Annotated in this window: 9 protein-coding genes and 2 pseudogenes; 7 read left to right on the top strand and 4 right to left on the bottom strand. The window is 57.8% G+C overall.

Features of this window, described 5'->3' with window-relative positions:
* Positions 1 to 247 precede the first annotated feature (247 nt).
* Positions 248 to 1,654 (top strand): amino acid permease, encoded by a 1,407-nt coding sequence (locus tag GIR22_RS06830; protein WP_154742578.1) that lies wholly within the window; start codon positions 248 to 250, stop codon positions 1,652 to 1,654.
* A 108-nt stretch (positions 1,655 to 1,762) separates the two neighbouring features.
* Here GIR22_RS06830 and GIR22_RS06825 read toward each other — a convergent pair.
* Together GIR22_RS06825 and GIR22_RS06820 are read right to left on the bottom strand one after the other, a co-directional pair.
* A pseudogene (locus tag GIR22_RS06825) lies at positions 1,763 to 2,902 on the bottom strand (OpgC family protein).
* 162 nt (positions 2,903 to 3,064) lie between these two features.
* Positions 3,065 to 4,684, bottom strand: coding sequence for an FMN-binding glutamate synthase family protein (locus GIR22_RS06820; protein WP_154742577.1), 1,620 nt, complete (start codon positions 4,682 to 4,684; stop codon positions 3,065 to 3,067).
* A gap of 228 nt (positions 4,685 to 4,912) precedes the next feature.
* On the opposite strand from GIR22_RS06820, the gene GIR22_RS06815 reads away from it, so the two are divergent.
* Positions 4,913 to 5,188 carry a type B 50S ribosomal protein L31 gene (locus GIR22_RS06815; protein ID WP_154742576.1) on the top strand — a complete coding sequence of 92 codons (276 nt, stop codon included), beginning with the start codon at positions 4,913 to 4,915 and terminating at the stop codon, positions 5,186 to 5,188.
* A gap of 96 nt (positions 5,189 to 5,284) precedes the next feature.
* Here GIR22_RS06815 and GIR22_RS06810 read toward each other — a convergent pair whose 3' ends face one another.
* Positions 5,285 to 9,460, bottom strand: coding sequence for a dermonecrotic toxin domain-containing protein (locus GIR22_RS06810; RefSeq protein WP_154742575.1), 4,176 nt, complete (start codon positions 9,458 to 9,460; stop codon positions 5,285 to 5,287).
* A gap of 189 nt (positions 9,461 to 9,649) precedes the next feature.
* Here GIR22_RS06810 and GIR22_RS06805 point away from each other — a divergent pair, with 189 nt between their 5' ends.
* The 3 genes and pseudogenes from GIR22_RS06805 (at position 9,650) to GIR22_RS06795 (ending at position 10,744) form a co-directional block, all read left to right on the top strand.
* On the top strand, positions 9,650 to 10,060 hold the full coding sequence (locus GIR22_RS06805; protein WP_154742574.1) for an NUDIX hydrolase: 411 nt from the start codon (positions 9,650 to 9,652) through the stop codon (positions 10,058 to 10,060).
* Positions 10,061 to 10,103: 43 nt separating this feature from the next.
* A pseudogene (locus GIR22_RS06800) lies at positions 10,104 to 10,241 on the top strand (LysE family translocator); the annotation flags it as partial.
* Positions 10,238 to 10,744 (top strand): GNAT family N-acetyltransferase, encoded by a 507-nt coding sequence (locus GIR22_RS06795; RefSeq protein ID WP_154742573.1) that lies wholly within the window; start codon positions 10,238 to 10,240, stop codon positions 10,742 to 10,744. The pseudogene GIR22_RS06800 and the gene GIR22_RS06795, both read left to right, overlap by 4 nt.
* A 25-nt stretch (positions 10,745 to 10,769) precedes the next feature.
* On the opposite strand, the gene metR is transcribed toward GIR22_RS06795, so the two are convergent.
* Entirely contained in the window at positions 10,770 to 11,687 is a 918-nt protein-coding gene (gene metR / locus GIR22_RS06790) for a transcriptional regulator MetR (RefSeq protein WP_178122133.1), read from the bottom strand.
* A 203-nt stretch (positions 11,688 to 11,890) separates the two neighbouring features.
* On the opposite strand from metR, the gene GIR22_RS06785 reads away from it, so the two are divergent.
* The gene (locus GIR22_RS06785; RefSeq protein ID WP_154742572.1) at positions 11,891 to 12,910 is read left to right on the top strand and encodes an alpha/beta fold hydrolase; all 1,020 of its coding nucleotides are present in this window, start codon (positions 11,891 to 11,893) and stop codon (positions 12,908 to 12,910) included.
* Between the two features lie 82 nt (positions 12,911 to 12,992).
* Entirely contained in the window at positions 12,993 to 13,646 is a 654-nt protein-coding gene (locus GIR22_RS06780) for a DsbA family oxidoreductase (protein ID WP_154742571.1), read from the top strand.
* Positions 13,647 to 13,769 lie beyond the last annotated feature (123 nt).

Raw genomic sequence — 13,769 nt, 5'->3', positions numbered from 1 at the left:
TTTGCCCTATGGGAACGAAGGAAGGGGATGGTCGCAGACGAACACCGTCTCTGCACAACCAGTCTCTGCCGGGAGTTCTCGCTGAATATTGTGATTGATAGAGTGAAAAACCCTACCGTTGGCTTTTTATACTGCACGCCCCGCTGATCTTAATGACGCGCCTGCCCACGAAGCCGGCGCGGTTTCGGCAAGCCAAGGCTTCGACACTCGGTGGTCATACCCAATAACAAAATGAGGTTGTATTCCTATGCCTGTCGGCAATCCACTGCCCCCTGAAGGCGGCCCGCTCAAACGCGAACTCGGCGAGCGCCACATTCGGCTGATGGCCCTGGGCGCCTGTATCGGCGTCGGCTTGTTTCTCGGCTCGGCCAAGGCCATTGAAATGGCCGGCCCGGCCATCATGCTGTCGTACATCCTGGGCGGCCTGGCGATCCTGGTGATCATGCGCGCCCTGGGCGAGATGGCGGTGCATAACCCGGTCGCCGGTTCGTTCAGCCGCTATGCGCAAGACTACCTTGGCCCGCTGGCGGGGTTCCTGACTGGCTGGAACTACTGGTTCCTGTGGTTGGTGACCTGCGTCGCGGAAATCACTGCCGTGGCGGTGTACATGGGCGTCTGGTTCCCTGATGTACCACGCTGGATCTGGGCCCTGGCGGCGCTGGTCAGCATGGGCAGCATCAACCTGATAGCGGTCAAGGCCTTTGGTGAGTTCGAGTTCTGGTTTGCCCTGATCAAGATCGTGACCATTATTGCGATGGTCGTGGGAGGGATCGGCATCATTGCGTTCGGTTTCGGCAATGACGGCGTCGCCTTGGGGATCTCCAACCTGTGGGCCCATGGCGGCTTCATGCCCAACGGTATGACAGGCGTGTTGATGTCGCTGCAAATGGTGATGTTCGCCTATCTGGGTGTGGAGATGATCGGCCTTACCGCCGGTGAAGCTCGCAACCCGCAGAAGACCATTCCCAGTGCCATCGGCTCGGTGTTCTGGCGGATCTTGCTGTTCTATGTCGGTGCCCTGTTCGTGATTCTGTCGATCTACCCGTGGAACGAAATCGGCACCCAGGGCAGCCCGTTTGTCATGACGTTTGAGCGCCTGGGTATCAAGACGGCGGCCGGTATCATCAACTTCGTGGTGATTACTGCGGCGTTGTCATCGTGCAACGGTGGCATCTTCAGCACTGGGCGCATGCTCTACAGCCTGGCGCAGAATGGCCAGGCACCCGCGCAGTTCGGCAAGACCTCCAGCAACGGCGTGCCACGACGGGCACTGTTGTTGTCGATTTTCGCCCTGCTGCTGGGTGTGTTGCTTAACTATCTGGTGCCGGAAAAGGTCTTTGTCTGGGTGACCTCGATTGCCACTTTCGGCGCAATCTGGACCTGGCTGATGATCCTGCTGGCACAGCTCAAGTTCCGTAAAAGCTTGAGCCCTGCCGAACAGAAGGCCTTGAAATACCGGATGTGGCTGTACCCGGTCAGTTCCTACCTGGCGCTGGCCTTCCTGGTGCTGGTGGTGGGCTTGATGGCCTGGTTTCCCGACACCCGTGTGGCACTGTATATCGGCCCTGGGTTCCTGGTGCTATTGACGGTGCTGTACTACGCCTTGAAGTTGCAGCCGCGCAATGCCGCTGCACCAGAGATGCGTTCGGTTTAAGCGCAAAAAACGGCCCGCTGTCGACAGCGGGCCGTTTGCTCAAAGGACCATTTGCGCAGCCACTGTCTTGAGTGGAAGGTAAATGGAGGCGCTTATCCCAAGCACTGACTATGTTGGCAGGGCCTGGCTGAGTGGGCGGGCATGCCGTTGGTTCAGGCGCTTGTTCAGGTCCAGCCAGGCGGCGAGTGCCACCATCAGGGCGAGGCCAAGCAGAGCGCTGCTCAACTGCATTGCCAGCGCATCGCCCGCGAGGGCATTGAGCATGTCCGCCAACGGTGCCAGCAGCACCCCCAGGCAGAATATCTCCAGGGAATAGCGACCCATCCGGCAGGTCTGCTGGGCCAACCAGTGTCGGGTCCAGCCCACGGTGGGCAACAGCTTGGCCGTGACGTACGCCAGCGCCAGGAAATGCAACAGGCGTACGGGTGACAGGTCGGTCTTGCTGATGGGTTACAGCCAGTGTTTGAGCCGGTTGGGCATCAGCGCATCGTGGACCTGTGGCCAGCGCCAGGAGAGGGTGATGAGGGCGGTGGTTACGAGGTAAATGGCGGCTGCGATAAACATTGGCTGGCGCAGTAGCGGACGGTTTTCGAGGGGCCGGGGGCGCTGCCCATGAATCGCCGCCGCGCCGCCCAGTACAAATAACAGTTGCCAGGTGACCGGGTTGAAGTACCACACCCCGTCGCCGATCGCCGCGAGGTTCCAGCCCATCCAGGGCGCCAGCAGGTAAACCGCCAGCGACACAGCCACCACGGCTTCGGCCTTGCGGATCAGCAATGGCAGCACCAGGGGTAATCCCGCCAACAACACGATATACAGCGGCAATGGGTCCATCAGGTTCGGCTTGAAGCGCAACAGCAGTTCATCCGTGAGTGCCTGTTGGGGGTTGCTGATAAAATGCGTAAGGCCCATCTCCTGGACCAGGTCACGGGTTTCTACATGGCTGTTGGCGAAAAACACGATGCCCATCAGCATCGCCAACAAAAAGATATGCACCACATACAGCACCCAGGCGCGCCGCAGGATTTTCACGCAAGTGATCCAGTAACCTTCGCGCAACAGGATCTTGCCGTAGGCCAACACCGCGGCATAACCGGCAAGGAACACAAAGACCTCCGCTGCATCGCTGAAGCCGATGTTGCGCAAAGTGATTTGGCCCAGAGGATTGTGAGGCACGTGATCCCAGAAAATGAAGATCAGTGCCAGGCCACGAAAAAAGTCGATGCGCGGGTCGCGTCCGTTAAGCATGGCAGCGGGCTCTTGAACAGATGATTGAATTATGACAAGTGAACGACAGCGTTTTTCGCTCTGTACGTCGAGCAGACCGCGTCCAAGTGCTCTGGCTTGATGAGGTCTTCGGCAATCACTTTCAACATGAGTTCAGTTCTTTGAGCGGCGCCGTGATGATCGTTAAGCGGCCACTGCATCGTGGGGCTCAAAACTGTCGGCTCGTGCCATCTGCCACATCCGCGAATAGAACTCGCCGCTCACTTCACCCGTGAGCAATTCACCGGGCTTGAGGAACACATGCAACTGCGAGAACAGTTTGATCTCGGTCGCCGACATGCGCCGCACCAAGTGCTTGGCCGACAATTGCGACGGATGATCCAGGCCCGCCGCCGCGAGCATTTCTGCCAGGGCCTTGAGGGTATTGCGGTGGAAGTTGAACACCCGCTGGGCCTTGTCCGGTACCACCAGCGCGCGTTGGCGTAGCGGGTCCTGGGTGGCGACGCCGGTAGGGCATTTGTTGGTGTGGCAGCTTTGCGACTGGATGCAACCAATGGCGAACATAAAGCCCCGTGCCGAGTTGGCCCAGTCGGCGCCGATAGCCAGGACGCTGGCGATATCAAAGGCGCTGACGATCTTGCCGCTGGCACCCAGCTTGATCTTGTCCCGCAGGTTCAGGCCCACCAGGGTGTTGTGCACGAACAACAGGCCTTCACGCAGGGGCACGCCTATATGGTCGGTGAACTCCACGGGCGCCGCGCCAGTGCCACCTTCTTTGCCGTCTACCACGATGAAGTCCGGAAGAATGCCGGTTTCGAGCATGGCCTTGGCAATACCCATGAATTCCCATGGGTGGCCCAGGCAGAACTTGAAACCCACCGGTTTACCGCCGGACAGCTCGCGCAGTTGGGCGATGAAGTGCATCAGCTCCAGGGGAGTGGAGAACGCGCTGTGGCGTGACGGCGAAATGCAGTCCTCACCCATCATGATGCCGCGGGTCTCGGCGATTTCCCGGGTGACCTTGTGCTTGGGCAAGATTCCGCCGTGGCCGGGCTTGGCGCCCTGGCTCATCTTGATCTCGATCATTCGCACTTGCGGGTTTTGTGCCTGCACGGCAAAGCGTTCCGGGTCAAAGCGGCCGTCGCTGGTACGGCAACCGAAATAGCCGCTGCCCAGTTCCCAGGTCAGGTCGCCGCCGTTTTCCCGGTGATAGGGGCTGATGCTGCCTTCGCCGGTGTCATGGGCGAAGTTGCCCAGCTTGGCGCCCTGGTTGAGCGCGCGAATGGCGTTGGCGCTCAGGGAGCCGAAGCTCATGGCCGAGATATTGAATACCGAGGCTGAATACGGCTGCTTGCACTGCGGGCCGCCGACCATCACCCGAAAGGCGCTCGGATCGCTCAACGGCGCAGGGCGCATGGAGTGGCCGATAAACTCGAAACCGGATTGATACACATCGATCAGGGTGCCGAAAGGTTTGTCGGCGCTTTGATTCTTGGCCCGGGAGTAAACCAGCGAGCGCTGGGCCCGGGAAAAGGGCAGGGCGTCGCTGTCGGATTCCAGCAGGTACTGGCGGATTTCCGGGCGAATGCCTTCCACCAGATAACGGATGTTGCCCAGGATCGGGTAGTTGCGGCGCACCGCGTGGGGGCTTTGCAGCAGGTCGAACACACCGATCAGGCTGAGCACGCCGGTGACCAGGGTGATCGGCCACAGCCATCCGTGTTCGATAAAAGGGAGGCTGGCAAGAGTGAAAATGACGCACACGACAAAAAACGCATAACGGCTAAGCAAGGACAAGCTCATACGTATTCCTTGGGTTCGGACTCATCAGGACCTGGGTCTTCAGGTGGTTGCGCCTGTGTCTTGTTATGGTTTTCACGATTAACGCAGGCTTCCAGCTTAAGGGCGATCTCTCGGCAGGAGCAACCGCTATAACGTAGAGCGCTATTCTTATTGCAATTGGTTCTCGTTTGGGTGGCTTATTATGTTATTGTATAACGCATCGACTTCACCCAAATGCCTGGAGGCTTTATGAAAGCTGGTATCCATCCTGATTACCGCACCGTGCTGTTCCATGACACGGCCGCTGATGTGTTTTTCCTGATTGGCTCTACTGCCGACACCGATCGCGCCCATAAACACACGGATGGCAACACATACCCCTACTTCGCTCTGGACGTGTCCAGCGCTTCCCACCCTATCTATACCGGCCAGCAGCGCAAGACCCAGGCCGAGGGGCGGATTGCCGGGTTCAACAAGCGGTTTGCGTCGTTTGGGTCTTCGGCGAAAAAGGTCGAGGCTGAGTAAAAACGAGGGGCGGGGGGAGCATCACCTTCGCTTGATTGACTGGCATTAGGGGGGCTCCCCCTCGCTCCTATCAGCCTTAGCTGCAGTGTTTAGCGCTCACATCCCCCAAGCCTTTGGCGTGCTGCCGTGATAATCAATGATTCCCCTGAGGATGAAGACATCCTTGCCATCTTCTTTCCCGGTTTGCTCAAAAGCTGCCCGCCATTTGCCTCGGCCTGATCCGGTCTCTACTTGCGGTAAATCAACATAGGTGAAGTTGCCTATTTTTTTTCGACTGATCCGGCCTGCCTGAATATCCTGAATGATTTCCTCAAGTTTAGTTCTGGCACCGTCTGGCAGAAGGGGGACTTGGGTATCTGCCAAGTCGTCTGATTTGACGATGTTGATCACTGGGTCGCGCGTGGTAGTCGGCACTGAAACCGCAGGGGCGCCTGGGGAGGAGGATGGCTTTTCAATTTTGTGTGTTTGAGCCCGGGAGGGACTGAACTCCAAAGGTGTTGAAAACTGAGAAATGTTTTTTTCAAATGCTGTGACGGTGACACTATCAACCATCTTTATGCCCGAGTCCGTGCCCGTTTGTTTGCCATACGACAGTGCAATATAGGGAATGCCGGATTTTTTAAAATCTTCTGAATATGATTCGATGCCTAATTTTTTGAGATTGTCTTTAAATCTATCTCGCTTGAAGTTTCTGAAGGATTCTTGAATTTGTGGGTCTGATAAAAGCAGTTCCAACGCTTCTTCGCGTGTGATCTTGTGATCAGAGGCTATTTTGTTAAGAACGCGCTGGCGTCCTTTTTCGGTTATAAAAGCATTAAGACTGTCAGTGGGGAAGGTTTCAAGTTTGTGTTTTAGAGAAAATTTGTCAAGGTTGTTTTCCTGTTTCTTTGTAATCGCGTAGCCTACAAACTCCGCTTTCGTGTCGGGGTCTGTAATTCGAATTGAACTTCTGATTTGTTTCGAAAAGTCATCATTTTTTCCAATGATCCTTACTATTTTTCTATAAAGTTGATCCTTTTCAGGGGCAGAGAGGGAGGGCGTTAGAAATCGAGTTGACCGGTTGATATGGAAATGAGTATCCGCGTCGGATCGTAGACTCAATATAGTATTACGCAATTGGACTTTAGTTCGTTCGCTTAAACCCCGTGGGCTCGATAGCATGCGGCGAAATTCAGCCTCATTAACACCAAGCTTTCGTCGTGCATTATCCAGTAATTGTTGTTTCTGTAATATATCCAGCTCTTTGAGGGGGTCTACCAACTCCTTCATTTCCGCCTCTGTTGAGTGAAGGTGAAACACTGCGAGAAGATCATCATCCAGTTGCTGTCCCGCGGTGCGTGGGCCCAGAGCGCTCATTACAGGGCCGCCACCAATTGCCGTCCTTTCAGAGCGTGCCTTCCAGCTTTTCGCGTCACCTGGCACCACCATGAAATCCACTTTGTTTCCTGCCGGATCTTTTACATAACGCGCGCCGCTCTCCATATAGGACTGATACAGGTGATAGCGACCGTTTTCATGCCTCATCGCAATAAATTGATTGTTCTTGTTGTCAATAAAGCTCGGCGCGCCTGTCTTGCGCGACAGCTTGAAGTTGTTCGTCTGGGCGAACGCCTCCACGTCAAATAGTGGGTCAATGGGGGGCGGCAATCGATACTCTACGACATTGATCCAGGCGGGCTCCAACGGTCTGATTGAGGTTTTTCCGATGGCGATGCTGGCTTTGTTATCCCAGCTGGTTTTCTTGATAAGCCCTGGGATACGGTGTCCCAGTTTCTTGGCGTTATTTAACCCTTTAATGATTCCCCGACGCAAAAACGACAGCGCAGTCTTGCCCGGTAGCAGATCCATCAGAAAGTCGGCGACCTCAACTCCAAACATAAAGGCATTCACCGACGATTCACGTGCAACCTCGGCGTTGCTCCGTGAACGGAAATCCGCATGTGCGAGCTGAAAGCCCAGTTGTGCCGAATACAGAAACGCGTGAAAGTTACCGGTTATGGGGATCAAGGTATAACGATGCACGCTACGCGTATCGCTGAGAATCTGCGCAAGCTCTTCTGTATCGTTAGTGGCCATCCGCTGGGTGAAATAGGCTTGCCACTCAGGTTTTACCTTCAAGCTGTCCAACTCCGCCAATCCAGTGACCAGCTCCCTGAAGGGTATGCCATCTGGAGCGTCCGGGGCATACAGCACACTGACACCGTTGGCCCTGGTGCCTTTTCGTTGAATGACCGTGACCCCATTGATGACCTGGCCCCCTTCCAGCGCACTGCCCAGAACCAATAGGTTGGCTTCGATATCGTACCTGCCGACCAGAGGGCGGGCTGTCGAGTCGGGGTGTTCTATCACCACCTTTATCCAGTCCAGGCCGCTGCCGGGTATCTTGAATGTAAACAGGTTGTAGGCGGCGGGGTTCAGTCGGCTTTCAAGGGCATCTTTTTGCATTTTTGCCGCGTTGGCGCGTTGCCAGGCGGCGGCAAAGTTGGCCCCTTCGCCGCTTTGCGAGAAGGCTGTCTTGAGATACTCCTGATATTTTTTGCCGATGTCTGCTTGTTGAGCGAGCGCGTGCAAGTCTGCGTTGTCGAGCCTGCCATGCTTTTTTCCAGAGGTATCGATGATGTCTGCCGTGGCGATGGTAGTCCTATGTACCTGATGCAAGGACAGCGGCTCGACATTGCGGCGGGCGTAGCTTCCCAGGGTCTGTAAAACGACGATGGCGTGGGTGCTCCAGGAGCCTTTCGTCAAACTTTCGCCATCCAGATACTGCAGGATGTCTATCTTCGGGTCTTTGCAGATAAAAACAGTTCCGGTTCTTTCGTTGCGATAGCCCGTTACCTTGACGGGTAGTGAGGACGTCACGCGCAGATGTACCAGGCTCTTATAGTGCGCAATATCCACATCGGCATACGCCGGTTTTTGTAGTTTCAGTGTCTTTTCGGTTTCGTCGGCAGAGAAGGATGGCTGTGTGGAAATATTCTCCAGCAGCGGGATGAGTTCGCTATTGCTGTCAACCATCGCCGTTTCAAGTCGCTTGTACTCGGACTGATCTTGCGCACTGGTTGTTCTCAACCAGTGCGGCTCGCGCAGTTCTACCAAGCGCAGATTGCGCACAGCAAGGGCCGCGCAAATATCCAGCTGCGGTGTCAAATCCGCAGCCAGATCAAGCTCGCCTTCGGCAGGCAGCGTCGCTTTGAGCAACGCGTCGCGAACATTGAAGTATTGCCGGACCCGAAGCGAGTGGACGCCAGTTGCCACGACATCTGCCTCAATCACCGGCGGATTTTCTGCCAGCACGGGCAAGCCGTTTGGTTCTGCGCGGGCCGATGTCGGCAGGCTATCGACCAGCAGCTTGCCTGCCGATTCGCCCTTGCCCATACGTGCTGCGACGGCTTCGTTCAAGCGCGCCAGGTCGTCATATTCCTCAAACCCTTCGCCGGGGCTGTAGAGCAGCACGTTGCCTGTGAACGGTGTCTGACCCGTGGCGCTCATGATGAATGCTGCGCAAAACCCACTGCCGTCTTCCAGCGCAAGTCGGTACACGCCGGGTCTGCGGCCTGCGGCGAAGGCTTTTTGCCGCGCCACCGCTGTCGGGTATTTCAGGACGTTGTCTGCCAGCGTCCGTCCCGCCGCCGACAATGTGCCGTCAACTGTGTGCAATGCCAATTGATGGGCCAGCGCCTGCCGGCGCAGTGCGACCAATCGCTTCTCTGGGCTGGGCTGGTCGTTGAACGGGGTTGTCCAGAATTCATTCAGGTTTTTCGTGAAGGCTATTGTCAGCACGCTGGTCAGCGTTGCTGCCGAACCAATGAGGGAGAGGCGTTTGTCCGCCTCCAGTGTGTCGGCTTGCCGATAGAAGGCGCCGGCCTCTTGCGTCAGATAGTCCTCACTACCAGGCGCCCGTAATTTGCTCAGCAGCGAGCCCAGGGGGTCGGAAGACAGGTGTTGTTTGCGCCCCTCGCTATCCTCCCGGTAACGGTTGTAAAAAATCTGGTTTGGATCGATGGGATGGGACAAGTCGGGAAAGGCCGCAGCCAAATGCTGTTGATACATGCTCTCAAGGCTCGGCTGCTCTTGCATCAGATCGCCGATCTGGACATTCAGGTTGCCAAGTTCGCGGATGAGGTGTGCCTGCTGTTCGTCGGTCGTTTGATTGGCCGGCGGTATCACAGGCAGTGTCACTGGCAATAAGGGGTCGAGGGTCACGCGGTTGGCCGGGGGCTGTTCCGGTTCGTCAAGCTGTGGGTCTTGGGAGGGAGGCAATGAAATGTGCATAGGGAGAACCCGTACGAATGGGGCGCTGCGCAGGTGCAGAGCGTCCGATTGAATATGAGTTTCGAGTGTATGGCTGGCGGTCGCGGGCGAAGCGGTGCATGTATGTTGGACAAAAGCGCGGGCCTTTCGATTGCCTGCGGCGCAGGTGCATGTGATCCTTGCGGCCTTTTAGATTGAGGCGTTTATTCCATGTCCATGACCATCCGCATTGCCGCCGCCCTGTTGATTGGCAACGACGGCCAAACCTTATTGGTGCGCAAGCGTGGCACTCAGGCATTCATGCAACCGGGCGGCAAGATCGATGCTGGCGAACAACCCGCCGAGGCCCTGGCCCGTGAGTTGTACGAAGAGCTGAACCTGCGCATTGATCCAAGCGAGGCTGTCTATCTCGGCCACTTCTCGGCGCCAGCTGCCAACGAGCCGGGTTTTATTGTGGAAGCCGAGCTGTTCCAGGTTCGCATCGACGTGGATGTGTTGCCCGCCGCCGAGATCGAGGAAGTACGCTGGATCGATCCGGCAGGCGACGGCGGCCTGCAATTGGCGCCCTTGACACGTGACCTGATCCTGCCGTTTTATCGCTCATCGCTGACCACCGCCTGACCTGTCGGGCTCAGAGGAATGAAGCATGGTCCCCCTCAATGAAGTGCTGATTTTCGCCGCCGCCATTGCCGGCTGGTTTATCAACAACCCTGTGTGGTTGTCGGTGCAGCGCTATTTCATGAGCCTCGTATTGGCTGCGCTGGCCGTGCGCCTGGTGCTTGAGCAGCGCCGCAGCGCATGATCATCCGCACGCTGGAAGTCAAGGACGCCGAGGCCTATCGGGCCCTGATGCTTGAGGCGTATGGCGCGTATCCCCAGGCGTTTACTTCTAGCGTGGCCGAGCGCGCGGCGATGCCGTCGAGCTGGTGGGAAAAGCGCCTGGAGAGTCCGCTGGATCGCTTGCTCGGCGCGTATGTCGACGACGAACTGGCCGGCATTGTCGGCCTTGCATTCGAACCGCGGGAAAAGGCGCGGCACAAGGTGACCCTGTTCGGCATGTACGTGTCTGACGCCCATCAGCAACAAGGCCTGGGCCGCCAGTTGGTGGAGGCGGCGCTCACCGAGGCGCGCCAACACCCGCGCCTCAAAGTAATCCAGCTCACAGTCACCGCCGGTAATGACGCGGCCTTTGCGTTGTACCGGCGTTGCGGGTTTATCCAGTACGGCCTGGAACCATTGGCGGTGCGGGTGGGTGTCGATTACTTCGACAAGATCCACATGTGGCGCGAACTTACAGCTAGTTGAGATCCTACATTTTGATGTGTGCCGATCAGCGAACCGCACTGACCCCATCCAGGGTCGAGAACGACGTGTCCTTGGCCGTCAGCAAAAAATCGCGCATGTAAGGCGCATCCAGCATGTCTGCGCGAATCCCGGCATACAGCGTGGCGAACAAGCCTTTTTCCCCCAGCCGCTTGGCTTTTACATAGCCCCGTGAGCTGTACTCGTGCAGCGCCCAATGGGGCATGCCGCACACCCCACGGCCGCTGGCCACCAATTGCATCATCATTACCGTCAGTTCAGAGGTGCGAACCTGGGCGGGCTCCACGTCGGCCGGCTCCAGGAAGCGGGTAAAGATGTCCAGGCGATCACGTTCCACCGGGTAGGTGATCAGGGTTTCGTTGAGCAAGTCCTCGGGCACGATATAGGGCTTGTGCGCCAGCGGGTGTTGGTTTGCCACGGCGAGCATGGCTTCGTAGGTGAACAGCGGCACATAGGTAATGCCCGCCAGCTCCAGTGGGTCAGAGGTCACCACCAGATCCAGGTCACCACGGGCCAGGGCCGGCAGCGGGGCGAAGGCGAAACCGGAAGCCAGGTCCAGTTCGACCTCCGGCCAGGCATCGCGGAACTGATCGATGGTCGGCATCAGCCACTGGAAGCAACTGTGGCACTCGATGGCCATGTGCAGGCGCCCGGCAGTACCGCCGGCCAGGCGGGCGATATCCCGTTCGGCGCCGCGCAGCAAGGGCAGGGTGGCATCTGCCAGTTGCAGCAGGCGCAAACCGGCGCTGGTGAAGCGCAGGGGCTTGGTCTTGCGCACGAACAACGGCAAGCCCAGGCGCTCTTCCAGTTCCTTGAACTGATGGGAGAGCGCGGACTGGGTCAGGTGCAGTCGTTCGGCGGCTTCTACCAGGCTGTCGGCTTCGCGCAAGGCGTGCAGGGTCTTTAGGTGACGGATCTCGAGCACGGGCGCTCCATGAATATAATTTGTGAAAAACGTGAATGGTGTGAGTTTGTCTCATGTTGTAGCCGCTGTCGACACCCGAGCCGGCATCTGCCCTTATGACCGCTGGGCGCCTTTCATCAAACTGTCACGCAACTGTGGCAGCGAACTTGAACAAACTTCATCAGACTCGCGCTCTACTGGGGTTCTGCGTTTCGGTGTTTTTCATGCGTGTAGTGTTATTTCTGGCCGCGTTATTGTTCGGCCTGCCGTCCTTTGCGGCTTCTCGATGCGATGTCAATGTCCCGACCCAACGGGTCGACCTGCCACACGTCAACCTGGCCTACCAGAGCATTGGTCGCGCCTCCGACCCGGCGTTGCTGCTGGTGATGGGCTTGGGTGGGCAATTGATTCACTGGCCCGACGAAGTGGTGGTCGCGCTGTGCCAGCAAGGTTTTCGGGTGATTCGCTATGATAACCGTGATGTTGGCCTGTCCACGTGGCGCCAGGTGCCTGCCAGCGCCAACCTGACGTTTGAAGTGTTGCGCTACAAATTGGGCCTGCCAGTGGCGGCGCCCTACACCCTGACCGACATGGCCGGCGATGCACTGGGGTTGATGGATGCCTTGCAGGTCCAGCAGTTTCACGTCCTGGGCGCCAGCATGGGCGGGATGATTGCCCAGCACCTGGCGGCCATGGCGCCCCAGCGGGTAGAAAGCTTGACGCTGATCATGAGCAGTTCCGGCGCCCAGGGTCTGCCGGCACCCAGTGCGGCGCTGGTACAACTGTTGTCGCGACGCAGCGCGCCCAATCGTGAGGTGGCGCTGGAGCAGCAGGCCGACTTGCTGGCGGCATTGGGCAGCCCCGAGGTGAAAGATGACCGCCAGGTACTCTTGCACCAGGCGGCGCTGTCTTATGACCGCGCCTTCAACCCCGAAGGGGTGAAGCGCCAGATCATGGCGATCCTCGCCGAACCCAGCCGCGTGGCCTTGCTCAACCAACTGCGGGTGCCAACCCTCGTGGTCCACGGCACCGCCGATCCGTTACTGCCGGTGATGCACGGGGTACACCTGGCCGCGCATATCCAGGGCAGTCAGTTGCGGCTGATTCCCGGCCTGGCTCATCGTTTTCAGGAAGCCTTCAAGGTGCCGTTGCTGGCTGCGGTGTTGCCGTACCTGCAAGCCCATCGGGAAGATGCAGCCCATTGGGCGCAGATTGACCCGGCGAGGTCTTCCAAGGTTTTGTGAGACAGGACGGCTCTGTCCCCGGAGAGATGGAGGGGTGTATGGTGCGAACTTTCTGGCGTGTTTTGCCTGCGAGGTTGCCTACATGAGTACTCCCCTGAAAATCGATTTCGTCAGCGATGTGTCCTGCCCCTGGTGCATCATTGGCCTGCGCGGCCTGACCGAAGCCCTGGACCAGTTGGGGCCTGAAGTGCAGGCCGAAATCCACTTCCAGCCCTTCGAGTTGAACCCTGACATGCCTGCCGAAGGGCAGAACATCACCGAACACATTACTGAAAAGTACGGCTCGACCGCCGAACAGTCCCAGGCCAACCGGGCGATGATTCGTGACCGTGGCGCCGAGGTGGGCTTTGCCTTTCGTACCGATGGCCAGAGCCGTATCTACAACACCTTCGATGCTCATCGGCTGTTGCATTGGGCAGGGCTTGAGGGGTTGCAGTACAACCTCAAGGAAGCGTTGTTCAAGGCGTATTTCACCGATCAGCAAAACCCTTCCGATCATGGCACTTTGGCGACGATTGCCGACAGTGTCGGCCTTGATCGTCTGCGGGCCGAAGAGGTCCTCAGCTCCAACGAGTACGCGGCCGAAGTCCGTGAGCAGGAGCAACTGTGGGTATCGCGTGGCGTAAGCTCGGTGCCGACCATTGTTTTCAATGATCAATACGCGGTCAGCGGTGGTCAGCCGGTGGAAGCCTTTGTTGATGCGATCCGGCAGATTATCCGCGAGGCCAAAGGCTGACCGACACCGCGATGTAGCCGCTGGCGCAGCCTGCGATCGGCTGCGTAGCAGTCGTTTGGGGTTTGAAATTGCTGAAGGTCCTACGGCCCTTATCGCAGCCTCGTGCCTCGACAGCGGCTACAA

Origin of the sequence: Pseudomonas karstica (genome assembly GCF_009707515.1) — a bacterium.
GTDB lineage: Bacteria > Pseudomonadota > Gammaproteobacteria > Pseudomonadales > Pseudomonadaceae > Aquipseudomonas > Aquipseudomonas karstica.
The sequence above is the reverse complement of the archived record's forward strand: the minus strand, read 5'-3'. Positions and strand labels throughout refer to the sequence as shown.